Below are 25,395 nucleotides of genomic sequence, written 5' to 3'. Positions count from 1 at the left end.
AACAGTTGAGTTCAGTTTTTGTTCAACTATTTTCTATATCTCATAAACTTCTGTCCTTAGAAATAGTTAAAGAAACAACTGCGCAAATGTAGAAACAATTCCGTGTCGTTGTGCTTCCTTTTTCATAATTTGTCGTTCGATAACACTTATTAGACCTACAATGACTACAGATTGACCAATTCAGGCAAATTTCTGCTACAAATCAATAGCAAAACAAGTTTGGGGGCAATAATCTATCAATAAACTAAATTAACCCATCGAGTTTCCTATCTCTTTGTTAAAAATCAATGGATTAGCAAAAACAAGAAATAGTGGCAAAAACAACTAGTTTTGTGCTCGAACACAGAAAAGTCCGTATTTTCATGTTTTCCTTAAGAAAGTTTAAAGCCATATTTCCTGTTTTTCTCCTATCTATTCTATTCCTTATATATTCCGCATTTTTGCATTAAGATTCACATCCATCTTTATAAAGTTCCCAATTTGCATAAAAGAGCAATATAATAACGCCACATACAATTATTATCTCATTTTTTTGCTGTAATTTTGCACCACTAATATAAAACACTCAAAATGATGAAGAAAATACTGTTACTCGGTTCTGGCGAACTAGGAAAAGAATTTGTAATTTCAGCTCAACGTAAAGGCCAGCACATCATTGCTTGCGACTCCTATGCAGGAGCACCGGCTATGCAAGTGGCCGATGAATTTGAAGTATTCGACATGCTGAACGGTGAAGAGCTGGAACGCGTGGTGAAGAAACACCGCCCGGACATCATCGTTCCGGAGATTGAAGCCATCCGTACAGAACGCTTATACGACTTCGAGAAAGAAGGTATCCAGGTAGTTCCCAGCGCTCGTGCCGTGAACTTCACGATGAACCGCAAAGCCATTCGCGACCTTGCCGCCCAAGAACTCGGACTGAAAACAGCCAAATACTTCTATGCCACAACTCTGGAAGAACTGAAAGAAGCTGCCGATAAAATCGGTTTCCCTTGTGTCGTTAAACCATTGATGTCTTCTTCCGGCAAAGGACAATCGCTCGTGAAGAGTGCCGACGAACTCGAACATGCCTGGGAATACGGATGCAGCGGCAGTCGTGGCGATATTCGCGAACTTATCATTGAAGAATTTATCAAGTTCGACAGCGAAATCACCCTGCTCACCGTTACCCAAAAGAACGGCCCTACCCTCTTCTGCCCTCCTATCGGACACGTGCAGAAAGGTGGCGACTACCGCGAAAGTTTCCAGCCTGCACACATTGATCCCGCCCATTTGAAAGAAGCGGAAGAGATGGCGGAGAAAGTAACCCGTGCCCTCACAGGTGCAGGACTTTGGGGAGTTGAGTTCTTCCTAAGCCATGATAATGGAGTCTATTTCTCCGAACTCTCTCCTCGTCCGCATGACACAGGTATGGTGACACTGGCGGGCACACAAAACCTGAATGAGTTTGAATTGCATCTGCGTGCCGTACTCGGCCTGCCCATTCCCGGCATCAAACAAGAACGGATAGGCGCAAGCGCTGTGATCCTTTCCCCGATTGCCAGCCAGGAACGTCCTCAATATCGCGGACTAGAAGAAGTGACCAAAGAAGAAGATACTTATCTCCGCATTTTCGGCAAACCGTTTACACGTGTCAACCGCCGTATGGGTGTGGTACTTTGTTATGCTCCGCTTGATTCTGATTTGGATGCGTTGCGCGACAAGGCTAAGAGAATTGCAGAGAAAGTAGAAGTTCATTAATACAAGAAATTCAGAGATAAGATGAATAAAATCCGCCAAGTAAACCTGTCTGATATTCCAGCACTGCAAGAGCTATATCAGCATACAGTTCTGACTGTGAACCGAAAAGATTATACAGCCGAAGAAGTAGCAGATTGGGCTTCGTGCGGAGACGATACGTCACACTGGAATGAGCTTTTCGAAGAACAACATTATGTGGTTGCAGAAAACGAAGAAGGCGTGATTGTAGGCTTTGGCTCTGTAAACGATGACGGATATATGCACACGCTGTTCGTTCACAAGGACTTTCAGCATCAAGGTGTCGCAACATCTTTGTATAAGCATCTCGAAGCATATGCACGAGAAAGAGGTGCGAAAAGATTAACATCAGAAGTTAGCATCACGGCAAAACCATTTTTTGAAAAACAAGGTTTTCAGGTCGATGAAGAGCAAAAGCGGAAAGCTAATCAAATGTGTCTCACCAATTATAAGATGAGCAAGCAGCTCTGTTAATCACATCTAATCATTTCTAAGATGAAAACATAGAAGAAAGCTCATTTGCAGATAAAGAAAGTCTTATTTTATATAAGAAAAACTCCAGCTATGGTGACGGATAAAGTTACATTAGCTGGAGTTTTTCTTTTTAACTTCATGAAATGAAAACGTCATTTCTTACTCAAGAAACGTTTAGCCAAATATTTACGTATTGGTTCATCATACAGCTTCAAACACAGATAAGCAAGAATAATACTCAAAATAAAGACACACAAAGCTACGTGCCAGGTTTCACCTAACGTGTAGAGTTGATTCTCAATCAGCCATGCATAGAACAGATACATCAACGGATAATGTATCACATAAACCGGATAAGATATATCTCCCAAAAACTTACATATCTTTGTCGATTGCTTGTCCGTGGTGGTGCCCGACGCTCCTATCCACAGAATGATAGGGAAAGCCACAATCACGCAAAACGCTTCATAAACACCATTCATGCAAAGCGGCTCCAACCCTTCCAGATAAGGAACAGAGAACAGGGCAATCAGCGCAATAGTACATATCCAAAATGCACCTTTCACCTTCATAGGCTTGAAATTGCGCGACATAAGCATACCCAACGAAAAAGGGAAAAGCATACGCAAGGAACCGCCCAAAAAGTTAACCCCATCCAGCGTCCAGCCCACTCCTATGTTTCCATAAGTGGAGACATTAAAAACAGCAAACGCCGCCAATGCTACGCCCAGCAACACCACAAACACCGTCAGTGCCTTGTTGGACAAGCGGCGAATGAACAACGCATACAGGATATTGCCGATATACTCAAAAAACAATGACCAGCAAGGACCATTCAACGGAAACATCTCACCGTTGCCACGAACTTCGTACCCAACACCCGGCATGGCAGGAATGAAGAAGATCGTACAAAGCAGAGACAACATTATCATGGAGATAGCTACGTGCGTCCCGTCCCATTGCACACTCCCCTGAATACAGAACGTGATAGCACCGAGAACGGCACCCATAATGACCATCGGATGAAGACGTATCAATCGGCGTTTAAAGAAATCTTTCATGGTGAGACTTTTACCCCAACGGTCGTCGTAAGCATAACCGATCACAAAACCCGAAAGGATAAAAAAGAAATCCACGGCTAAATATCCGTGATTCAGAGTTTCAATAGCACTATTACTGGCAAAAGCGAAGCCCTCGAATACGTGATACCATATCACCATAAGAGCCGCCACACCGCGAAGTCCGTCAAGAAGATCATAATGCGCCTTGGTGTCTGAAAAAGCTGAAGCAGAAATGTTCGACATTTGTTTTTCTATTAGTAAGTTAGTATTTTCAGAAGGCAAAGATACGGTTTGCGCTACGAAGTTTCTTTGCTCTAAAGCAAAAAAGCCCTGCTAATCGCTATTTTTTAGCACGTACCCGACTAAGGGTATAGATGGAAATGCCCAGAAAAGCAGCCACATATTTCAGCTTCACTCGGTTTATCAATCCGGGATAGCGACGGTTGAACTGTTCGTAGCGTTCTTTAGGCGAAAGTTGGAGGCGCTCCACAAACATGTGGCTAAGCTCCTTATTCACATTCTGATGCAGGATTCTTCCCCAGTTGGCTATGTCGATATATGTTTCGTAGAGGGCATTCAGCTTGTCGATGTGGATGACGTAGATTTTGCAATCGGAAAGCGTTTCAACGCTTTCTACCGATGGTTGCTGATAGTAGAGCGAATCCATGCCGAACGTGACATCGCCCTCCTGACTGAACCACGTAGTGGTGTCCTCTCCGTTGTGGTGGAATACGGAACGGGCGATGCCCTCTTCAATGAAATATACCAGGCGATCTGTGACGCCTGCCTGAACGATACGGGTATCTTTGGGATAATACCTTAATTCCATATTCGCCTGAAGCGCTTGAAGTGCTTCGTCGGAAACCGGATAGATTTGCCTGATTTTACGAATGATATTTTCCATTTGGGGGTAATGGCGTATTGGGGGTTAATGACGTACTTTAGGATATTTATTATTAAAACGGAAACCAAGACCGAGCATCAGATAATTAGGGGTCTGGAAATCCTGAAGATTGTAGCCGATGTGAAGGAATGAACTCCGGGTGACGTTGATCTTCAACGCAAAGACCTGATACAGTCCGCGCAAATCGCCACGCCCCAGCACATTCGTTCCCAAGCCGACACCGATGGTAAAAAACGGCATCACGTATTCTGCCCGTCCGGAAAGTCCGAGCGCAAGCTGATTCTGAATGCCCGGCACGAGAAATTTACGACGGGAGGAACCACTGCCTGCATCGTACTCCACCAGCGCATCTTCGGTGTACACATTAGCACTACCGTCATAAACACCGTCCAGCGAAACTCCGAAACGCAGCTTATAGTTGAGATTGTACATCGGAGCAAAGTTGAATCCCGCTACGGGATAGCTGCCCGGTGATGCAATCTGCTTCTCGCCTACATAGACGCCTTTGCGACGCCACGAGCCGAACAACACAAGGTCATAACTGACGTGTCGCGGAAAACGGGGAACGTAGGGATGAACCAATGATTTAGTGAGGTCGGCTTCTTCCCGGTTGAAGTTGTACACCAGTCCGATTTTCGCTCCGGTGGTGTTGACACCTGCATTGGGAAACTTGGTGTTGCCGTTGGAGAAATGCGTGAAGTCTCCGCCGATGATAAAGTCGAAATAACGGGAAAGCGACCAGTTAAGGTAGATACCCGCATTGAGGTAGGCATTCACCCGTGAGCCTACGGCTCCGTTGTAGGAGTTGTAATCGTTGTCATAAGGTTTCCATCCGGCAGAAATACCGAAATTCCACTCGTAATTGAGCGAAAGGCGGGGATTGAAACGGGCAATGCGTGCACCTTGAAAGACATAGAACGTCATCGGATCACCCAGTTGCTTTTTGTCGCCAAAGGTGGTGAAAGCCAAGCCGAAACCTTGATAAGCTCCGCCATAGATGCGGTCGGCACAGGTGTTGGGACGAAACTTGAAAGAGTATTTCAGATGAGCGGCAAATGAACTCTGGATGGGTTTCCACCGTTCGTTCTCGCCTTGCAGGAAAGGATTGGTGGGGAACACGTATTGCGGCCGCGCCTCTATCCCCAACCGGTGAATGAAATGGTGGGGAACGTAGGGAGCTACGGTGTCGGCTCCGCATTGCGGGAAGCTGTTGTGCCGGAAGCCATGAATTTCTTCCTGCAATCTCCGCACTTCTTCACGAAGTTGGCGGACGTCCTGCTGGAGCTGTTCTACGTCTTGCCGCATTTCCTTCACCTCTTTCTCTTCCTGCCCTACCTCCTGCGCACTAAGCGAAGTGCCGGGGAAAAGCAAAGCGGAACAGATTACGGCGATTTCCCATCTGGGTATCTTTACTCTCATATAATAGTCTGGTTTGTCTTTTCAGAACGGAAGTTACAAATGGAGCTTCTCAATAAACTGTGCCACATGATAGCCGTCCATCAACCCATGATGGCAGGTTACGGAAACGGGCATCATCAGTCTTTCTCCGTCACGGAAGTACTTTCCGGTGGAGATTTTGGGAACGCTGTCGCCCGAACGCATATTGGTGGGGTGCTTCATGTCGGTGAATGAGAGCCACGGCACTGCCGAATAATGAATGGCATTGGGATGGAAAGTGCCTCCTTTGTTGAGTCCCGTAGTGGCTTGCAAACGTTCCATTTCGGCTTTTGCCCGGCGGATAAAGACAAGTTCGTTCGGATCATATTCAAAGGTGGCAAAAGAAAAGGTATGGTCGTCACGGCCTACGGTGGCTTCGGGCAGAAGGCTGTCATAGCACACCACCTTATCGCCTTCGATGCGATAACGGAATTCTTCTACCGCAGCAGCGGCAGTCGTTATCCGATGGAGGACTAACAGGGAAAAGGATATGCCTTTGGTTTTGGCTTCCTGATATGCGCGCGTACAGTCTACCTGAACGGTCACTCCGAAAAACGGATCGTCAAAAGCACTGAAATGTTCGTAATGTTCTCTTCTGTTCCAAGTAGCAATATCGATGATCTTCTCTATCTGATTCATTCTAAACACTCTTTTTTATTTGAGAAACGCAGATTAACGCAAATTATCGCAGATTTAGCCTATTTCCTTTGCGGTAATCTGCGTTTCTAAATTCAGACTCTTTACTGATGTTGCTCACGCAACAAGTCGTTCACTGTTTTTACCGGGTTGAAAGTGGAAAGTGGCACTTCTACAAAGACGGTATTCCAGTCGCTCATCGCTCCGTTCCACAAGCCGGGAAGTTCGAGAGCTTTCAGGTCTTTGCCGTTCTTCGATTTGTAGGAGATGAAGCCTGTTGCTTTATCTACATACTTCACCAGGTCGAACTTATGTCCTTTATAATCGCGCACGGCGCATACGAGGTCTACCGGATTGAAGTGTGTGCCTTTCTCGAACATTTCTTTCTTTTCCGGATCGTCCATGTCGATCTGTGAGCTTTCGAGGATTTGCAGGGAGATGGTTCCGTCGCTGTTGTAAGCAAGGAACGGGCCGCCACCGGGTTCGCCTACGTTCTTCACCATTCCGCAGACGCGCATCGGGCGGTTGAACTTGTTTTTCAGGTAGATGGCGAGTACGGAATCTTCGAGGTCTTTCGTCTCCGGATTCTTGCAGAAGAGTTTCTTTTGCAGGAATTGAAGCATTTCCATCATCTGGTCGTGGGTGTATTTACCGCTGTCGAGCAGGGTAAGGTATTCGAATACTTGTTCTTGCAAAGTCACGAGCACTCCGGCAATCAGTTTCTTATAAGTAACGGTGTCGGCTTTCAGTCTGTCGGGCACTACGTTGTCGATGTTCTTGATGAAGATAATGTCTGCATCGAGGTCGTTCAGGTTCTCGATCAGTGCGCCGTGGCCACCGGGACGGAACAGCAGTTTGCCGTTGTCACGGAAAGGTTGGTTGTCCATGTCGGCGGCAATCGTGTCGGTACTCGGCTTTTGTTCGGAGAAGGTGATGTAATAGTCTACTCCATAGCGTTTGGAAAATTCGTCTACCTTTTCGGCTACCAGCTTCTTGAAGAGTTCACGGTGTTCGGTAGATACCGTGAAGTGCACGTTTACTTTACCGCTCTTTCCGGCAGCATACAAGGCTCCTTCGGCGAGATGTTCTTCCATCGGCGTGCGTGAACCTTCGGGATACTTATGGAATTTGAGCAGACCTTTCGGTAGTGCGCCGTAATTCAGTCCGGCTGTTTCGAGCAGGGCGGATACCACTGCTTTATAGTTGCCGTCTTCGATCAGTCCGGGAATATCTTTTCCGTCGATACGCTGGCAGGCTACATTCAGGTCATCATAGAAAGCAAAATTCTTGATTCCGTCGAAGAATGTCTGTTCGAACTTGGTAGTCGGTCGGTCATAGTCGGCAGACAGGAACTCGAACAGGTTCTTGAACATACGACTCGCTGCACCGGAGGCGGGCACGAACTTCACAACAGTCTTATCTGTGTTGGTATATGCATCCCAGGCGGCCAAATAAGCCTTCTGTTCTTCTGCATCGGGAGCTAATATTCCCTTTCCGATGGAGGCTGCCGCATCCAGCTTCAAAAAGGGGAAACCCGTCTGGAAGCATGCTAATTGTTCTACAATTTGCTCTTCCGTGATGCCTTTCTTGGCAAGCAACTCTTTGTCCTGTGTCGTTATCATAATATCTAATTTTATTAATTGATGCCCAAAAATACAAAATGTTATTTACTTCTTGCCGAATAACCGGGAAAAAAACTAATTTTACATCGAATTAACAAGATTGAATATGGACGACTTTTTTACATCAGAGGAAAAAAAGGAGCTTTTTTCACTCTACCGGCATTTGTTGCAATCTGCAGGAGATAGCATTTCCTGGAAGGATTGCCTAAAGTTAAAGAGACATCTTATCAAAGCGGCCCAGTGTAACGGTCTGCAACGCAATAACTTCGGGATGAATCCCGTCATCAGAGATTTACAAACGGCAGTGATCGTTGCCGAGGAAATCGGTATGAAAGGTTCGTGCCTGATCGGTATCATGTTGCACGAAATCGTGAAGGGGCATGTATTGTCTATCGACGAGGTGAACGCCGAATATGGGGATGACGTAGCAAGTATCATCAAGGGATTGGTGAAAACGAACGAGCTGTATGCGAAGAGTCCGGCTATCGAGTCGGAAAACTTCCGTAATCTGCTGCTTTCTTTTGCGGAGGATATGCGTGTAATCCTGATTATGATTGCGGATCGTGTGAATGTGATGCGCCAAATCAAGGACACGGGCAACGAGGAGGACCGGCTCAAAGTGGCGAACGAGGCTGCTTACCTGTATGCTCCGCTGGCACATAAGCTGGGATTGTACAAGCTGAAATCGGAACTGGAAGATTTGTCTCTCAAATATACGCAGAAGGAAACGTACTATTTTATCAAGGATAAGCTGAACGAGACGAAGGCGTCCCGCGACAAGTATATCGCTGCTTTTATCGAACCGATCCAGAGGAAGGTGTCGGAAGCAGGATTGAAGTTCGACATCAAGGGGCGTACCAAGTCGATTCATTCGATATGGAACAAGATTCAGAAGCAGAAAACGTCTTTTGAGGGGATTTATGACTTGTTCGCCATCCGTATCATCCTCGATTCGGAGCCGGACCCGGCTAAGGAGAAGCAGGAATGCTGGCAGGTTTATTCGATTGTTACGGATATGTACCAGCCGAACCCGAAGCGTCTGCGCGACTGGCTCTCTATCCCGAAAAGCAATGGTTACGAGTCGTTGCACATCACTGTGATGGGCCCGGAAGGGAAATGGGTGGAAGTGCAGATACGTACCCGCCGCATGGACGAGATCGCGGAACGCGGATTGGCTGCTCACTGGAGATATAAAGGTATCAAGGGTGAAACGGGTCTGGACGAGTGGTTGACTTCTGTGCGGGAGGCGTTGGAGAATGCAGACAACGATTCACTGAAAGTGATGGATCAGTTTAAGATGGATCTCTACGAGGATGAAGTGTTTGTCTTCACGCCCAAGGGGGATTTGTTCAAGCTCGCCAAAGGGGCTACGGTATTGGATTTTGCTTTCCATATCCATAGTAAGTTGGGATGCAAGTGTATCGGCGCGAAAGTGAACGGCAAGAATGTGCAGCTCAAACAGAAACTGAACAGCGGCGACCAAGTGGAGATCATGACTTCAAACACCCAGACGCCGAAGCAGGACTGGCTGAACATCGTGACGACTTCCAAAGCGCGCACCAAGATAAGGCAGGCTCTCAAAGAGATGGTGGCACGCCAGCACGCTTTTGCCAAGGAGACGCTGGAACGGAAATTCAAGAATCGTAAGTTGGAATATGATGAAGCGACCATGATGCGCCTCATCAAGCGTTTGGGCTTCAAGAATGTGACGGAGTTTTATCAGCGGATTGCCGACGGTGGACTGGACGTTAACGAGATTCTGGATAAGTATGTGGAGCAACAGAAGCGGGACAGTGATACGCACGATGAAATTGTGTATCGCAGTGCCGAAGGGTATAACTTGCAGGCTGCGCAACAAGAGGAAACGACGTCTAAGGAAGATGTTCTGGTAATCGATCAGAATCTGAAAGGGTTGGAATTCAAGTTGGCTAAATGTTGTAATCCGATTTACGGGGATGATGTGTTTGGTTTCGTTACGGTAAGCGGTGGTATCAAGATACACCGGGCGGACTGTCCGAATGCCAATCAGATGCGCGAACGTTTCGGTTATCGTATTGTGAAGGCTCGTTGGGCGGGGAAATCGGTAGGTACGCAATATCCTATCACGCTGCGGGTTGTAGGGCATGATGATATTGGTATCGTGACTAATATCACTTCTATTATATCCAAAGAGAATGGTATCACGCTGCGCTCCATCGGTATTGACTCGAACGACGGTTTGTTCTCCGGAACACTGACGGTCATGGTGGGTGATACGGGACGTTTGGAGGCTCTTATCAAGAAATTACGTACTATAAAGGGAGTAAAACAAGTTAGCCGGAATTAATTCCGGCTACTCTCCTATCTTACTTTCTTCTTTATATAATAAGGATAGGTAATCAATGCAAAGAAGAGTAAAGCAATGGATGCTACTATCTGTCCGGTATGTAGCATCTTATCTGTATCCAATTCCATGTAGCAGGCGGTAGCGATTCCCAGGGAAATGCCGATTTCGGTTGCCAGCAGATGGGTGGTGTTGGCTGTTCCGCGTTGGCAATGGTGGGATAGCTTTACGAACATCACCAGAAATTCCGGCAGGATAAAGCCTAAGCCCAGTCCTAAGAGTACGGAGGAAATGCCTATGGAGATGTCTGTATTCAGTAGGGACATGGCTACGATTTCCAATCCGAGTCCTATAATGACCAGTCGCAGTGTTTTCTCTTTCAGGAAAAACAGACGTGCAAAGAACAGGGAAACGATGTATCCGAGGGCTGTTCCTACAAAGAACGGTACGGGGATTCCTGTGTTTCCGAGTACGAAATCGTTTAGGAAAGGGTGTACCATGGGAACCAGCAGTCCCGGAATGAAGGTTATCAGGATCAGATTGATGGCAGGAACCCATCCACGAAGCAATAGGAAGCGGTCGAAGGAATAGAGTTTGGTGACAATCGGCGCACGGAAAGGTACGTAGACTCCTGATAACATGAGGATTCCGACAGCTCCGGTTATGACAGATACAGTGAGCAGGGTTTGGAAGGATTGGCTTTGATAAAGCCATACTCCGAGGATAATGCCTGCGATCATTCCCATACGTGCCATCCAGGAGAAACTGACGTTTCCCGCACTGCGCAGTGTGGAGTTGGTGATGTCGATGGCCAATGTGATGCCGGCTGTTGTGCCTATGCCAAAGGCAAGCCCTTGCACGGTGCCCAACAGAATCAGTTCTGTGAGGTTGGTAACAAAGGCGTATCCGATGGTCGCCACTACCATCAGGGCAGCAGCAAACATACAGACGTACTTACGCTTGTATGCATCTACCAGATAGGCATGGAAAGGACCGATGAGGAACATCCCCAAGGTGAAAAAGAGAAAGATTACTCCTGTCTGTGCAGCCGGCACTCCGAGACGGTCGGCCATCTCTACGGAAAGCACCGGAAATAACACATACAAGGATATAAACAACAGCAAATTAGCTACACATATCCGCATAAAATGAACTGTCCACAATTTAACTGCCATATACTATATTTAATATTGTTCCTTCTCGTTGGGGAAGTAGCAATTCTTCACGTCAGAAACGTAACGGCTGATGGCATCGGTCATCACCGTGTACAAGTCAGCATAACGACGCAAGAAACGCGGACGGAATCCGTTGTTCATGCCAAGCATGTCCTGAATCACCAATACTTGACCGTCTACGTGGCCACCGGCACCGATACCGATAATAGGTATGGTCAGTTCGGATGCTACGCGTTCGGCAAGGGTTGCGGGAATCTTTTCGAGTACAATGGCAAAACAGCCTGCTTCTTCTAATAGATGGGCGTCGCGAATCAGTTTTTCGGCTTCGGCGTCGTCTTTGGCACGCACGGTATAGGTGCCGTATTTATTGATGGATTGAGGCATGAGTCCCAGATGTCCCATTACCGGAATGCCAGCACATACGATGCGTCTCACCGTGTCTATGATTTCTTCACCACCTTCGAGCTTCAAAGCGTCAGCGTGGCTTTCTTTCATGATACGGATGGCAGAAGCAAGTCCTTCCATCTCGTTGCCCTGATAGGATCCGAAAGGCATATCAACCACTACCATCGCACGTTTCACGCCGCGTACCACGGATTTGGCATGATAGATCATTTGGTCGAGTGTGATAGGAAGTGTTGTCACATTACCTGCCATTACATTGGAAGCGGAGTCGCCTACCAGGATTACGTCCATTCCCGCACCGTCTACAATCTGTGCCATTGTGTAATCATAAGCAGTCAGCATAGATATTTTTTCACCTCTCTGTTTCATTTCAACCAGGCGATGAGTAGTCACCTTTCTTGAGTCATCTGATATATAACCAGCCATGTCTTTTTAAATTAAAAATTAATGATTAAAAATTAAAACGACGTCAAGCGCCTTCAAAAATCGCGGCAAAGTTATAACATTTAATTCATAACAGAGAAGGAAATGCAAAAAATCCTTTCAAACACCTCGCTTGGATAGCTGGGGAGGCGGTTGGAAGGATTCTGTGAGGTATAATAAAAGCTCCTTAACAATATAAGGAAGCGATTTATCAAGTGCAATAATGCGTTTCGGATTTATTCTTTCTCTTAACGATGCAGGATCAGGAGCTTGTCGTAGGTCATGCCGGTGAAGTCGTCTATTATATAATGTGCTTTGCCAGTGATGGCTTCACGTGTATTGGTGGTGGCAAGTCCGATCACTGTTGCCCCGGAAGTCATTCCGGCTTGCAGGCCGTGGAAAGAATCTTCAAAGACGTAGGTGTTTTCGGGGGTGGCTTCAAAGATTTCCATCCCGAGCAGGAAGCAGTCGGGAGCCGGTTTGGAACGGGCAAACATCTCTCCGGTCAGGATGCGGTCTACCATTCCTTTAAATTCGGGGTGGGCATTGTAGACGTTAGCCATCTTCTCTTCGTTGGAGCTGGTGACTACGGCTATCTTTGCACCGTTACGGCGAAGATCGGCTATAAAGGCTTCTACTCCGGGGATGTATTCGTAGGACATCTTTTGCCCGTAAACGTAGAGTTCGGCGCTTATTTCAAGCTGGGCTTCGGGTTGGTCCGAGAAATACTTTTCATAGATTTGCAATAATGTCTGTCCCTTAATACGGCGGCCGAAATCTTCTTCATTCAGATATTTCCGTCCCTGCTCGTCCCAGAAGACTGTGTACTGCGTTTCTGTATCCATAATGACACCATCAAAATCGAAGAGTGCCGCAATCGTTTTCGTTGTATTCATATATAAACTTTCTTTTTACCTAAACGTTAAACCTTGTGTATCCGTCGTTGCAAAGTTCCGAATAATCATCGAATCAGGCAAATAATTCGTACCTTTGCAAAGCTAAAAAAAACGTAACATACGTTTTTATCCAACAAAATCTACTAGCGCATGAGCAAGAACGACCCACATATCTTAGGCAAAGAAAGTATCGGCAAATTGCTGTTACAATATTCCATTCCTGCAATTATCGGAATGACGATTACTTCTATCTATAATATTATTGATAGTATCTTCATCGGACATGGTGTAGGCCCAATGGCGATTGCCGGACTAGCCATCAGCTTTCCGCTGATGAATCTGGTGGTGGCTTTCTGTACATTGGTATCGGCGGGCGGTTCTACGCTGGCGTCTATCCGTCTGGGGCAAAAGGACATGAAGGGGGCTACGGAAATCTTGTCACACACGTTGATGCTCTGTATCACTAATTCGTTCTTCTTTGGTATTTTGTCTTTCATCTTCCTGGATGATATATTGGTTTTCTTCGGGGCCAGTAGAGAGACGCTTCCTTATGCGCGGAGCTTTATGCAGGTGATCTTATTGGGTACTCCTATCACTTATACGATGATTGGGTTGAACAACGTGATGCGTGCTACCGGATACCCGAAAAAGGCGATGTTGACTTCGATGGTGACGGTGGTAGCGAACATTATCCTCGCTCCTATCTTTATTTTCCACTTTGAATGGGGAATGAGGGGAGCTGCTACGGCAACGGTGATTTCACAGTTGATCGGTATGGTGTGGGTGGTGAGCCATTTTGTCAAGAAAGACAGTACGGTGCATTTTGAGGGGAATATCTGGAAGATGAAACGGAGGATTGTGGAGAGTATCTTCGCCATCGGTATGTCTCCTTTCCTGATGAATGTGTGTGCGTGTGCCATTGTGATTATCATCAATAACAGTCTGCAAAATTACGGGGGCGATATGGCGATTGGTGCTTATGGGATTATTAACCGTTTGCTGACGCTTTATGTGATGATTGTGTTAGGTCTGACGATGGGTATGCAGCCTATTGTGGGGTATAACTTCGGAGCACAGAAGATAGACCGTGTGAAACAGACATTGCGACTGGGGATTATCTCCGGGGTCGTGATTACCAGTAGCGGGTTTATTATCTGCGAGTTCTTCCCTCATGCCGTATCGGCTCTTTTCACGGATAGCGATGAATTGATTGATTTGGCCGTAGACGGTATCCGGCTGGCTGTATTGATGTTCCCGTTTGTAGGGGCGCAGATTGTGATTGGTAACTTCTTCCAAAGTATCGGGAAGGCTAAAATAAGTATTTTCCTTTCGCTGACGCGACAGTTGCTTTATCTTTTGCCTTGCTTGCTGCTCTTTCCCAACTGGTGGGGATTGGAAGGTATCTGGATTAGTATGCCGGTATCGGATGCATTGGCGTTTATTACGGCGGTTGTCAGTCTGATGATTTACATTAAGAAAGTGTCTAAACAACATCCGGAAACGGTAGCGGAATAAAGCATTAACTGCTTTACTCCGCCTGTTGGTTTTTATTCTTTATTCTGCTTTGATGCTCTTTACGGGGTTTTCATTGGCAACGTGCCAGGCTTTCACTACCACGCAAGCCACGATAACCAATAGTACCAGCAGGGCTATTCCTATAAAAAGTAACAGATCCATATCAATTCGTTCGCTAAACTGTTCCAACCATATTTGGCCTGTAAAATAGGAAGCGGCAGTACCTATCAGCACAGAGATTACGGAGATATTCAGAATGTCGTATATCAATAGTTTCAGGATGCCGGAGGACTCTGCCCCATTCACTTTGCGTATGGCTATTTCCTTGCTGCGGCGTTGAGTTTCTCCATTCACATAGCCAATCAATCCCGTGATGACAATAAGCAGGATGAAGCAGGACGAAATCCAGACTGCGTTACGGAAACGGTATACGCTCTTATAGCCTTCGCGAATCATGCTGTCTACTGAATTGAAATTCAGGGCTACATTCGGGAATGTTTTTGCCACACATTCGTTCAAGCGTTTCAGGTTCTCGTCATAGGGTTCTTTTAGACGAACATTGATGGTGTGATTGGCCGATTCTTTATCGGCAATCAATACGATAGGAGACTGACTGGAATAGAAACTTCTATTACGAATATCATCAAACACTCCCACGATGGTACCTTCTACCCCACTCACTGATTTTCCTACGGCACCATCGGTCCATTTCATCAAACGAACGAGTTCTTTATTTACCAATAGATCGCCTTTTTTCTTGATGGTAGTGCCTTCTGTTATTCTGATTCCCATCACATTCGGATAATCATAGTCGCACATATTGAAATTAAGGGTGGCAATGCGTTTGCCGTCGTTACCAATCAATCCACGTGTCCAATATTCTCCCAGTACGCTGTGTGTGGATGCCGATACCCCGTCCACCATCGGTTGGCGGAGCAACTCGTCTTTTACATGTTCTACTGTTTCGCCGGACATCCAGGTTTCGGCTTCTACCAGTCCCGGAATCTTGATTCCCATATCTCCATTCATCAGGTAAGAATATTGTAACAGGGTAACCAGCAATAGTCCGAGTACAAAGGAGGTACCCGTGAACTGGACAAATAGTAATGAACGTTTCCATCCTCTTTTTCCATCCGTATAGTGCCGGAATACCTGCGTGACGGGAATACGTGAGAACAGTTTTCCCGGTATGCCTCCTGCCAGGAGGAAAAGGACTACTACAGTGAGCAAGGGTATCCAAATGATGTCCCAGGCAAACAGTGAGGCAAGGCTGGTTCCCAACAGGTCTTCGATCAATTCGCCCATGTTGATTATCAACAGGAAGCTAAACAGGACGGATAGTAGAACCAATACTCCGGTTTCTGCCAGAAACATGCCAAAGATGTTTCCGGAACTGGCTCCACTGCATTTATGCACTCCTACGCTTTTTGCACGACGACTGATAGTGGCTATTGAAATCAACATATAATTCATGATGGCTACAAAAAACACTGAAAAGCCGAGGAAGCCGAATATCATCAAACGTTTCTGGGTATCGGCAGAATCCAGATGGCGTTTCGAAAGAGGAACAACGCTGTATTCCAACTTCCAGTCATCCCATTGCAAGGGGCTGTATTTTGCCATTACTTGTTGAGTTTTGCTGTTCACCTTGTCTATATCCGACGCATGACGCAAGCGTGCAAAGGCATAAAAGATATCATTCCCATTCCAACCGTTACCACTCGCATAGCGACCATCGCGGTGGATGGTAATCACAAAGTCACGGGAGAGCATCGAATTTTCGGGTATGTCTTTATAGACGCCGCGAATTGTGAGCTCCAACTGCTTGTCGGCCGAAAGGGTTTTCCCAATAGGGGCTGCGCTACCGAATGTTTCACGGGCAAAATGTTCTGATACAAATATGCTATTCGAGATGATGAGATCTTTCGCGTTCCCTTTTAGTACGGGTATACCCATCGTTTCAAAGAAACAGGTGTCGACCATCATGTAATTTGCTTTTGACAGCAGTTTGTCTTCCTTATAAATATGATAAAACTGGAAAGGAAGTACACAGGTGGCTGATTCTATTTCTTCAGGCATATCCTGCGCCAGGGTAAAAGCTACCGGATCACAGACGGTATAGTCATAATTCATTCCGTCATCACCCTGCACTTCGCCGGTCGTCATATTCTGTGCCGCTATTCTCGCCATTATCAGATTCTCCGCTTCCGGGTAACATTTCTCATAGCTCATCTCAAAAGCTATTTGCGAGAAAAGCAAGATGCCAACTGTTAGTCCTAAAGAAAGGGAGAGCACTCTTACGATATTCAAAGTACGCTCATGCAGTAATGTACGTATGCTATAATAGATTTGTCTCATACTTGCTTCTGATCTGGTTTATGCTATCACACTGGCTACCACGCTGCCGTCGAACAAATGAACTGTACGATGGGCAAAGGATGCGTCATGTTGTGAGTGTGTCACCATGATGATGGTTGTTCCTTCTTTATTCAGTTCGGTCAACAGGTTCATCACTTCTGCCCCATTCTTTGAATCGAGGTTACCGGTCGGCTCATCGGCGAGAATCAGTTTCGGATTGGTCACTACGGCACGGGCAATGGCGACACGTTGTTGCTGACCACCGGAAAGTTGTTGCGGAAAGTGTTTGGCACGATGGCTGATGTTCATCCGTTTCAGAATGTCTTCTACCATGCGGCGGCGTTCGGATGCTTTAAAGCCCAGGTATGTCAGAGGAAGTTCTACATTCTCGTAAACATTCAGCTCGTCGATCAGGTTAAAGCTCTGGAATACGAATCCGAGTTTGCCCTTACGCACATGGGTACGTTCTTTCTCTTTCAATCCGCCCACTTCTTCACCCATCAAGCGGTAGGAACCTTCGGTGGGGTTATCGAGCAAACCCAGAATATTCAACAAAGTGGATTTACCACAACCGGAGGGGCCCATAATGGCTACAAACTCTCCCTCTTTTACTTCAAGGTTTACGTGATTCAAGGCAACTGTCTCTACTTCGGAAGTACGGAATACTTTACTGATGTTGTTTATTTCAATCATACTCTTTTTATTTATGTTTTTAATTATTCACTTTTAAGGCTATTCACCGGATTTTCATTGGCAATCCGCCACGATTTCCAAAGTACGCAGACTACGATAACGAGAAGATTTACAATCGCTATCAGTACATACGCCGCCCAACTGACAGGCACGTGCTCGGCAAACATATCCATCCACATATCATTGACGTACCATGATGCCGCCACACCGATCACAACGGCTGCAACGGCTACATAAAGCACATCTTTCACCAGCATTTCCAGAATGCCGGAGGCTTCGGCACCATTGACTTTACGTATGGCAATCTCTTTGGAACGGCGGCGGACTTCATCGGTTGTGTAGCCTATCAATCCCATCATCATCACAAAGAACATGGTAACCGCCGCCAGTATGGTAGCATTGCTGAAAACGCGGATGGAGTTATAACTCTCTTTTATCATCTGCTCCATCGAACGGAAATCGACCGTTTTATCGGGGAAAGCGTCTGCCGATACTTTATTCAGTTTCTGAAGGTTCTCTGCAAAAGGTTCTTTCAGCCGGACATGAACACAGTTTCCGAAATTCTTGGTACTCATCAGGATGAAGGGTGCTTGCGGGTTGGTGAAATTACCGATCCGGAAGTCTTTAATCACTCCCACTACTTTACATACGTAGCCTGAATTATAGACAGTACGGTTCAATAGCTCTGTTCCCCAGTGCATCCATTCGCCGTATGTTTCATTGATGGCTACTTCGTTTTCATTCCGTGGCATACGCCCCTCCTTCATCACCATACCCATCATCTTTGGATAGTCTTCCATCATTTCGCAAAAACGGGAGGAGAAAAGTGATTGTCCACTTTCATCCTGAATCATCGTTCCACTATAACTATAGACGGGATGGGAATCGGCACTGGACACGGACTCTACATAAGGCAGGCCACGGAAGAAAGTCAGGGCATAGTCCTGGTTTTCTTTATTGCCGAAATCAGTATTGGCTACGACAACGCGCTTCGGATTGTATCCCAGGTCTTTGTTCAAGACATAGTAGTATTGCAGCATCACCACATACATCAATCCGCAGATGAAAGCTACGCCAGCAAACTGCACGAATAATAGCGGGCATTTCCAGCCTTTCTTTCCTTCTGTGTAGCGGCGGAAGACTTGTGAAACGGGGATTCTGGCAAAGATGCGTCCGGGCAGTGCTCCTCCTATCAGGAACAGGATAGCTACCGTCAGCAGGGGTACCCAAAGACGGTCTAAAGAGAACAGGGCTCCGAGTTCAACGGCGGTTGTGTCTTCTATAAAGTCGCGGAAGTTCAGTAAGATTAATCCCATCAATAGCAAGGCGAAGAGAATAATGATAGCTGTTTCCAATAGGAACATTCCCAGAATTTTGCCGCTGCCTGCACCGCTACACTTATGTACGCCGATGGCTTTGGCGCGGTATGAGAGTGAAGAAATGGAGATCAGTACGTAGTTCAAAGTAGCGATGAAAAGGATGATTATTCCCAAGATAGACATGATGTTCCGCATCCGCTTCACGTCCGGTTCTTCCCTGTATACATCACGGATCGGCTTTACAAAAGCGGTATAACCTACCACTTTCTGGTCTTCCGCAGGACGATATTTCTTTATCAGGTCATTCAACCGTGCATTCACCACGGATTTGTCTGCTCCGGGACGAAAACGGATAAATGCGATCCAGCTATCGCCTCCTCTCCAGGAGTAGTTTCCCCATCCACGGCTCCATACGGTAGGCAGAGAAATCACTGCATCCGGTCTGACGGTAGCATTTTCAGGTATGTCGGCGTACGTGCCTTTCACTGTCAGTTCTATTTCTTTATTATAGGAGATTACTTTGCCTATCGGGTTTTCTTGGTCGAACATCTTACGCGCCAACCGGTCACTAAGAAAGACAACATCTTTCTGCATCAGTTCTTTTTCCGGAACACCGCTCAAAACATCGATACCCATAGTTTGAAAGAATAGTGAATCGGCTGTCACTTTGTTAGCTTCAAAACGGACACTTCCATAATAAAGAGGGGCACTCATCCAGACACAATAGCTGGTGGCTGCTTCCACTTCTTTAGGAAAGTTCTCCTGTATGGCACCCGCCACCGGTCCGCAGTTCATTTCCTGCGGCTCAAAGGTTTGGCCATTGGCGGAAAAGACGGAGAAGATCTGATACAGGTTATCATAATCTTTGAAGCATTTGTCAAAGCTCTGTTCGAAAGCCACGCGGGCAAACAACAGGATGCTCATCGTCAGCCCCAACGCCAAAGAGAGGATTTTGATAACGTTGGAACCATGCCCCCGCAATAAAGTACGGATCACATAATAGATTTGTTTCATATTATATTTTATTTCTGTTTTTTCTATTTTCAAGAATGCAGAAAGCATGCCAAAAAAGAATAACAATTCATTATCAAGTGTTTATCATTTCAACCTTTCTGAATATTGTCTAAAAATTAGACAGTACCGTCTAATTTTTAGACAACCGGGAGACTATTCCATTTCTCCTTTAAATTGTTCCAACAGTCTCTATTATCCATGGGGAGATTGTCCATCCCGATAGAAAACTTTATCTTTGCATCTAGTTTTCTAAACTATTAAAGTAATGATGAAGAGGAAGAATTTATATGCACTGTTTTCGTGCCTGTTCCTTTCGGGATGCGGTATGATAGACTATCATCCGTATGACGTCCGCATCAGCGGAGAAACAGAGGTCAACGCCCACAATATGGAAAGAATAGAAGCAAATTGCCAGGGTAAAACTACGATACGGTTCGTGACAATGGGCGACTCACAACGATGGTATGACGAAACGGAAGATTTTGTAAAAGCAATCAATCAACGAAATGATATTGACTTCGTTATCCACGGAGGGGATATGAGTGACTTCGGACTGACTAAGGAATTTCTTTGGCAAAGGGATATCATGAACGGACTTCATGTGCCTTATGTGGCTCTGATCGGAAATCATGACTGTCTGGGAACGGGAGCGGAAACCTACAAGGCTGTATTCGGCCCCACAAACTTCTCTTTCATCGCAGGAGATGTGAAGTTTGTCTGCCTGAATACCAACGCTTTGGAGTATGATTACTCCGAACCTGTACCGGACTTTACCTTTATGGAAAATGAGATAACGAACAGGCGGGATGAGTTTGAAAAAACGGTCATTTGTATGCACGCGCGTCCCTATACGGATGTGTTCAATGATAATGTGGCAAAAGTATTCCAACACTATGTCAAACAGTATGCAGGAATACAGTTCTGCACGGCCGCCCATACCCATCACCATCAGGACGATATGATTTTTGATGATGGAATACATTATGTTACCAGTGATTGTATGGATTACCGTACTTATCTGGTATTTACAATAACTCCGGAAAAATACGAATATGAGCTGGTTAAATACTAATTATATCTTACGCGCGGGAGTACTGTCCGTGCTTCTCCTGCTTCCCGGTCTGATGTCTGCTACCTGCAAGAGGGATACAATCATCAACAACTACAAGGATGATTCGCTCCGTTTTATCATCAAGGATGATTCAATTATCACCTTTCGTAACGGGGAGTCTTCATTCACCATTATCAAAGCGGACTCCGTGTTGCCTGCCACACCGAAGCACACCAAACATACCCGCTACGATAATCGGGTTCACCGTTTCCGCAGAAACTGGGAACGGATTATCCCGACTCATTCCAAAATACAATATGCCGGAAATATGGGATTGCTCTCTTTCGGTACAGGATGGGATTATGGAAAACGTAATCAGTGGGAAACGGATGTATTGCTCGGATTCATTCCGAAATATTCTTCGAAGAAAGCAAAAGTGACCATGACGCTCAAGCAGAACTATATGCCCTGGAGCATTAATATTGGAAAAGGATTCTCGACAGAGCCTCTTGCCTGTGGTCTTTATGTGAATACCGTATTTGGAAATCAGTTCTGGGTGAACGAACCGGAACGTTATCCGAAAGGGTATTATGGTTTCTCAAGCAAAGTGCGTTTCCATGTCTTTATGGGACAACGCCTGACCTATGACATTGACCCGCAACGTAGATTTATGGCCAAGTCTGTAACCTTTTTCTATGAAATAAGTACGTGTGACCTTTATGTGATTAGTGCGGTAAACAATAGTTATCTCCGTCCACGTGACTACCTTAGTTTATCATTCGGATTGAAGTTCCAGTGGTTATGATTGGAGATACAAGGGGGATAAAATCAATTTTGAATTACGATTCTTGAATTATCACATCCTTTTTTCGTAAGTTTGCGCTTTACAAACTTGAACGAAAATGAGTAAATCTGGAACAATCATCATTGTAGACGACAATAAAGGGGTGCTGACTGCCATACAAATCCTTTTAAAAAGTTATTTCTCAAAGGTCGTTGCACTCTCCTCGCCTGTCACCCTGACGAGCGTCCTACGGGAGGAAATACCGGAAGTGGTATTGCTGGACATGAATTTCACATCGGGCATCAATACCGGCAATGAGGGATTATTCTGGTTACATGAAATAAAAAAAGTACGTCCGGATCTTCCGGTCGTACTTTTTACGGCTTATGCCGATATTGAACTGGCTATCCGGGGTATTAAAGAGGGAGCAACGGACTTTATCGTCAAACCCTGGGACAACCAGAAACTGGTGGAAACACTGCAAATCGCAGCAACCTCTACGCACAACGACAGGAAAACGGCAAGTAAAGAAAAGCCTGTTCACTCGCCTATGTACTGGGGAGAAAGCAAGGTTATGCAACAACTACGGGCTTTGATTGAAAAGGTTGCCGTCACCGATGCCAACCTCTTGATAACGGGTGAAAACGGAACGGGAAAAGAGATGCTGGCACGGGAAATCCATGTGCTTTCCAACCGCAAATATAAAGAAATGATTGCTGTGGATATGGGAACCATCACCGAATCTTTATTCGAGAGTGAGCTTTTCGGACATGTAAAAGGGTCGTTCACTGATGCACACACCGACCGGACAGGTAAGTTCGAGGCTGCCGAAAAGAGTACGCTGTTTCTCGACGAAATAGGAAACTTGCCCTACCATCTGCAAGCAAAGCTACTAACCGCCATCCAACGGCGAAGCATTGTGAAAGTGGGAAGTAACACGCCAATTCCTATTGATATCCGACTGATATGTGCCACGAACCGGAACCTGCAGGAGATGGTAGCGAAAGGCGAATTCCGGGAAGACTTGCTCTACCGCATCAATACCATTCATGTGGAAATTCCTCCCCTGCGCGAACGGAAAGAGGATATTATCCCATTGGCCGAACGATTTATGGTTCACTTCTGCAAGCAATATGACAAGTCGTTGATGAAGTTCACTCCCGAAGCAAAGGATAAATTGACTGCGCATCCCTGGTATGGTAATATCCGCGAATTGGAGCACGTCATCGAAAAGGCGGTTATCATCAATGACAGTCCGCTGATTCCTGCTGAATTATTCCAATTATCCGTACCACGGATAGCCATTCAGGAACAGAGTATCTCCACCCTGGAAGAAATGGAAGTGCAGATGATACGGAAAGCGCTCGATGCCTGTGCGGGAAATCTATCGGCAGTGGCCGCTCAACTGGGAATAACCCGGCAGACGCTCTATAACAAGATGAAAAAATTCGGATTATGAGCTCACAGATCCAACAACTGGGGATTCGGTACTGGTTCAGAGTTTTGCTGACTGTACTTTTCTGTATATCGACTGTCTGGTTCGGTATTCATCAATCATACGGTTGGCTGGGCGTCAGTCTTTGTCTGCTGGTACTTAGCATCATCTGGCAAATCCGCCTGTACCAGCTTCACACCAAGCAGGTGCTTTTCATGATTAACGCGCTTGAAAATAATGATAACACTTTTCATTTTCCCGAAGAAAACGGTACTCCCGAAAGCCAAAAGATCAACCGGGCACTCAACCGGGTGGGACATATCTTATATAATGTAAAAGCGGAAACCGCACAACAAGAGAAATATTACGAGCTGATTCTGGATTTTGTCAGTATAGGATTGCTGGTACTCAATGACAATGGGGCTGTTTATCAGAAGAACAAGGAGGCACTCCGTCTTTTGGGGCTGAATATATTCACGCATATCCATCAGTTGAGTAAAGTAGACACTACGCTCATGGAGAAAATAGAGAACTGCCGTCCCGGAGACAAACTGCAAGTGATATTTCACAACGAACGGGGAACCGTTAATCTATCCATACGTGTATCGGAAATCAATGTGCGCAAAGAGCATCTGCGTATTCTGGCTCTGAACGACATCAATACCGAACTCGATGAAAAGGAAATAGATTCATGGATTCGCCTGACACGGGTTCTGACGCATGAAATCATGAATTCGGTCACTCCTATCACTTCTCTTTGTGACACTCTTCTTTCCATGTCCGAGGATAAAGACGAAGAGATCAGTCACGGGTTGCAGACCATCAGCACCACAGGAAAAGGGTTGCTCTCTTTTGTAGAATCTTACCGGCAGTTTACACGCATACCTGCACCGGAACCGTCATTGTTCTACGTGAAAGCGTTCATAGAAAGGATGATTGAACTTGCCCGCCATCAGAATCCGTGTGACACCATTTGTTTCCACACGGAGATTTCTCCTGCGGACTTAATTCTGTATGCGGATGAAAACCTCATCGCCCAGGTGGTTATCAATCTTCTGAAGAATGCCATCCAGGCAATCGGCAGCCAGCCGGATGGTAGAATCGAGCTTCGGGCTTATTGCAATGATATGGAAGAAATATGGATCGAGATCAAAAACAACGGTCCTGAAATCCCGTCGGAAATAGCAGAACATATCTTTATTCCTTTCTTCACCACCAAAGAAAATGGTAGCGGAATCGGACTTAGTATTTCACGACAGATCATGCGTCTTTCGGGCGGGAGTCTCACTTTGCTGCGGGAGAAAGAAACAACGTTTATTTTAAAATTCAAATAACTATTGATATATGATACCTGCACTCGTCAACAATCCCTTATTCCGGGAGATCACTCCGGAAAGACTTTTTGCCGATCTGGAAGAGATCAGTTTCCATACACGTTCTTATAAGAAAGGAGAAATCCTGGCTCAACAGGGAGCTGTGTGTAATCGCCTCGTCATCCTGACCAAAGGAAGCGTGCGTGGAGAGATGATTGATTATTCGGGGCGTCTTATCAAAGTGGAGGACATCGCCGCTCCAAGAGCGATTGCCCCTCTGTTTCTGTTCGGTGAGGAAAACCGTTATCCGGTGGAAGTGACTGCCAATGAACCGACAGAGGTTATCGAACTTCCTAAATCAAGTGTATTGAGTTTATTCCGCAAAAACGAGCAGTTTTTGGAAAACTATATGAATCTTTCTGCCAATTATGCACGAACCTTATCGGATAAGCTTTTCTTTATGTCGTTCAAAACGATTCGTCAGAAACTTGCTTCGTACCTGCTCCGATTATATAAACAGCAGCAACAAACGCATATCACCCTCGACCGTTCACAACAGGAATTGAGTGATTATTTCGGGGTATCCCGTCCTTCCCTCGCCCGCGAACTGGCGCACATGCAGGAAGATGGATTATTGATAGCCGATCGCAAGCATATCACTATTTTACAGAAAGAAGAACTGGTACGGCTTATCCAATAATAGGAACTGTTTTAAGGATTTATGAATTGAATAATGAGTGTTTTAGATAAAAAATATTCATTGTTGTAACATTGGTTACAGAATCAGCTGAAACCTTTC

20 protein-coding genes are annotated in these 25,395 nt (G+C 45.8%); 9 read left to right on the top strand and 11 right to left on the bottom strand.

The features are described 5' to 3' along the window. The first annotated feature begins 573 nt into the window (after nucleotides 1-573). Together purT and AB5217_RS01230 are read left to right on the top strand one after the other, a co-directional pair. A complete protein-coding gene (gene purT, locus AB5217_RS01235; protein ID WP_032843589.1) occupies nucleotides 574-1,740 on the top strand; it encodes a formate-dependent phosphoribosylglycinamide formyltransferase in 1,167 nt (388 codons plus the stop codon). 21 nt (nucleotides 1,741-1,761) lie between these two features. Further along, the gene (locus AB5217_RS01230) at nucleotides 1,762-2,232 is read left to right on the top strand and encodes a GNAT family N-acetyltransferase (RefSeq protein ID WP_004295751.1); all 471 of its coding nucleotides are present in this window, start codon (nucleotides 1,762-1,764) and stop codon (nucleotides 2,230-2,232) included. A gap of 152 nt (nucleotides 2,233-2,384) precedes the next feature. Here AB5217_RS01230 and AB5217_RS01225 read toward each other — a convergent pair whose 3' ends face one another. From AB5217_RS01225 to AB5217_RS01205, 5 genes are all read right to left on the bottom strand, one after another. Next, the gene (locus AB5217_RS01225) at nucleotides 2,385-3,536 is read right to left on the bottom strand and encodes an acyltransferase family protein (RefSeq protein WP_004303469.1); all 1,152 of its coding nucleotides are present in this window, start codon (nucleotides 3,534-3,536) and stop codon (nucleotides 2,385-2,387) included. Between the two features lie 97 nt (nucleotides 3,537-3,633). Then, entirely contained in the window at nucleotides 3,634-4,197 is a 564-nt protein-coding gene (locus AB5217_RS01220) for a Crp/Fnr family transcriptional regulator (RefSeq protein ID WP_004295749.1), read from the bottom strand. Between the two features lie 24 nt (nucleotides 4,198-4,221). Continuing rightward, nucleotides 4,222-5,616 (bottom strand): acyloxyacyl hydrolase, encoded by a 1,395-nt coding sequence (locus AB5217_RS01215; RefSeq protein WP_004295748.1) that lies wholly within the window; start codon nucleotides 5,614-5,616, stop codon nucleotides 4,222-4,224. A gap of 33 nt (nucleotides 5,617-5,649) precedes the next feature. Then, nucleotides 5,650-6,273 carry a chloramphenicol acetyltransferase gene (locus AB5217_RS01210; RefSeq protein WP_032843549.1) on the bottom strand — a complete coding sequence of 208 codons (624 nt, stop codon included), beginning with the start codon at nucleotides 6,271-6,273 and terminating at the stop codon, nucleotides 5,650-5,652. A gap of 101 nt (nucleotides 6,274-6,374) precedes the next feature. Then, a complete protein-coding gene (locus AB5217_RS01205) occupies nucleotides 6,375-7,892 on the bottom strand; it encodes a DUF4301 family protein (protein WP_032843550.1) in 1,518 nt (505 codons plus the stop codon). Between the two features lie 106 nt (nucleotides 7,893-7,998). Here AB5217_RS01205 and AB5217_RS01200 point away from each other — a divergent pair, with 106 nt between their 5' ends. After that, the gene (locus AB5217_RS01200) at nucleotides 7,999-10,218 is read left to right on the top strand and encodes a RelA/SpoT family protein (protein ID WP_004308819.1); all 2,220 of its coding nucleotides are present in this window, start codon (nucleotides 7,999-8,001) and stop codon (nucleotides 10,216-10,218) included. 14 nt (nucleotides 10,219-10,232) lie between these two features. Here the strand turns inward: AB5217_RS01200 and AB5217_RS01195 are convergent, their stop codons facing one another. From AB5217_RS01195 to AB5217_RS01185, 3 genes are all read right to left on the bottom strand, one after another. After that, nucleotides 10,233-11,390 carry an MFS transporter gene (locus AB5217_RS01195; RefSeq protein WP_004308817.1) on the bottom strand — a complete coding sequence of 386 codons (1,158 nt, stop codon included), beginning with the start codon at nucleotides 11,388-11,390 and terminating at the stop codon, nucleotides 10,233-10,235. A 9-nt stretch (nucleotides 11,391-11,399) separates the two neighbouring features. Further along, nucleotides 11,400-12,221 carry a 3-methyl-2-oxobutanoate hydroxymethyltransferase gene (gene panB / locus AB5217_RS01190; RefSeq protein ID WP_004295743.1) on the bottom strand — a complete coding sequence of 274 codons (822 nt, stop codon included), beginning with the start codon at nucleotides 12,219-12,221 and terminating at the stop codon, nucleotides 11,400-11,402. A 245-nt stretch (nucleotides 12,222-12,466) separates the two neighbouring features. Then, nucleotides 12,467-13,114 (bottom strand): HAD family hydrolase, encoded by a 648-nt coding sequence (locus AB5217_RS01185; protein ID WP_368112661.1) that lies wholly within the window; start codon nucleotides 13,112-13,114, stop codon nucleotides 12,467-12,469. 150 nt (nucleotides 13,115-13,264) lie between these two features. On the opposite strand from AB5217_RS01185, the gene AB5217_RS01180 reads away from it, so the two are divergent. Beyond that, nucleotides 13,265-14,629, top strand: a complete 1,365-nt coding sequence (locus AB5217_RS01180; protein WP_032843553.1) for an MATE family efflux transporter — start codon at nucleotides 13,265-13,267, stop codon at nucleotides 14,627-14,629. A 39-nt stretch (nucleotides 14,630-14,668) separates the two neighbouring features. Here AB5217_RS01180 and AB5217_RS01175 read toward each other — a convergent pair whose 3' ends face one another. Genes AB5217_RS01175 through AB5217_RS01165 form a run of 3 tightly spaced genes read right to left on the bottom strand, consistent with a single transcriptional unit; the run spans nucleotide 14,669 to nucleotide 20,013 of the window. Then, nucleotides 14,669-16,987: an ABC transporter permease gene (locus AB5217_RS01175; RefSeq protein ID WP_032843556.1), complete on the bottom strand. Its 2,319-nt coding sequence runs from the start codon at nucleotides 16,985-16,987 to the stop codon at nucleotides 14,669-14,671. Nucleotides 16,988-17,005: 18 nt separating this feature from the next. Further along, on the bottom strand, nucleotides 17,006-17,680 hold the full coding sequence (locus AB5217_RS01170; RefSeq protein WP_004303508.1) for an ABC transporter ATP-binding protein: 675 nt from the start codon (nucleotides 17,678-17,680) through the stop codon (nucleotides 17,006-17,008). Between the two features lie 23 nt (nucleotides 17,681-17,703). Beyond that, nucleotides 17,704-20,013 carry an ABC transporter permease gene (locus tag AB5217_RS01165; RefSeq protein ID WP_032843590.1) on the bottom strand — a complete coding sequence of 770 codons (2,310 nt, stop codon included), beginning with the start codon at nucleotides 20,011-20,013 and terminating at the stop codon, nucleotides 17,704-17,706. A 268-nt stretch (nucleotides 20,014-20,281) separates the two neighbouring features. Here AB5217_RS01165 and AB5217_RS01160 point away from each other — a divergent pair, with 268 nt between their 5' ends. The 5 genes from AB5217_RS01160 to AB5217_RS01140 all read left to right on the top strand — a co-directional run bounded on the left by AB5217_RS01160 (nucleotide 20,282) and on the right by AB5217_RS01140 (nucleotide 25,296). Then, nucleotides 20,282-21,085 carry a metallophosphoesterase family protein gene (locus tag AB5217_RS01160; RefSeq protein WP_032843592.1) on the top strand — a complete coding sequence of 268 codons (804 nt, stop codon included), beginning with the start codon at nucleotides 20,282-20,284 and terminating at the stop codon, nucleotides 21,083-21,085. Beyond that, nucleotides 21,066-21,869: a hypothetical protein gene (locus AB5217_RS01155; protein ID WP_004295735.1), complete on the top strand. Its 804-nt coding sequence runs from the start codon at nucleotides 21,066-21,068 to the stop codon at nucleotides 21,867-21,869. The genes AB5217_RS01160 and AB5217_RS01155 overlap by 20 nt, the downstream gene beginning before the upstream one ends. Nucleotides 21,870-21,966: 97 nt before the next feature. Continuing rightward, entirely contained in the window at nucleotides 21,967-23,307 is a 1,341-nt protein-coding gene (locus tag AB5217_RS01150) for a sigma-54-dependent transcriptional regulator (RefSeq protein WP_070783032.1), read from the top strand. Then, nucleotides 23,304-24,617, top strand: coding sequence for a sensor histidine kinase (locus AB5217_RS01145; protein WP_368112662.1), 1,314 nt, complete (start codon nucleotides 23,304-23,306; stop codon nucleotides 24,615-24,617). The genes AB5217_RS01150 and AB5217_RS01145 overlap by 4 nt, the downstream gene beginning before the upstream one ends. 10 nt (nucleotides 24,618-24,627) lie before the next feature. Then, nucleotides 24,628-25,296, top strand: coding sequence for a Crp/Fnr family transcriptional regulator (locus tag AB5217_RS01140; RefSeq protein WP_032843561.1), 669 nt, complete (start codon nucleotides 24,628-24,630; stop codon nucleotides 25,294-25,296). Nucleotides 25,297-25,395 lie beyond the last annotated feature (99 nt).

The sequence above is a fragment of the Bacteroides sp. MSSM.1001136sp1_RTP21357st2_D2_RTP21359_211015 genome, from assembly GCF_040913205.1.
In the GTDB taxonomy this organism is placed as follows: domain Bacteria; phylum Bacteroidota; class Bacteroidia; order Bacteroidales; family Bacteroidaceae; genus Bacteroides; species Bacteroides ovatus.
The sequence above is the reverse complement of the archived record's forward strand: the minus strand, read 5'-3'. Positions and strand labels throughout refer to the sequence as shown.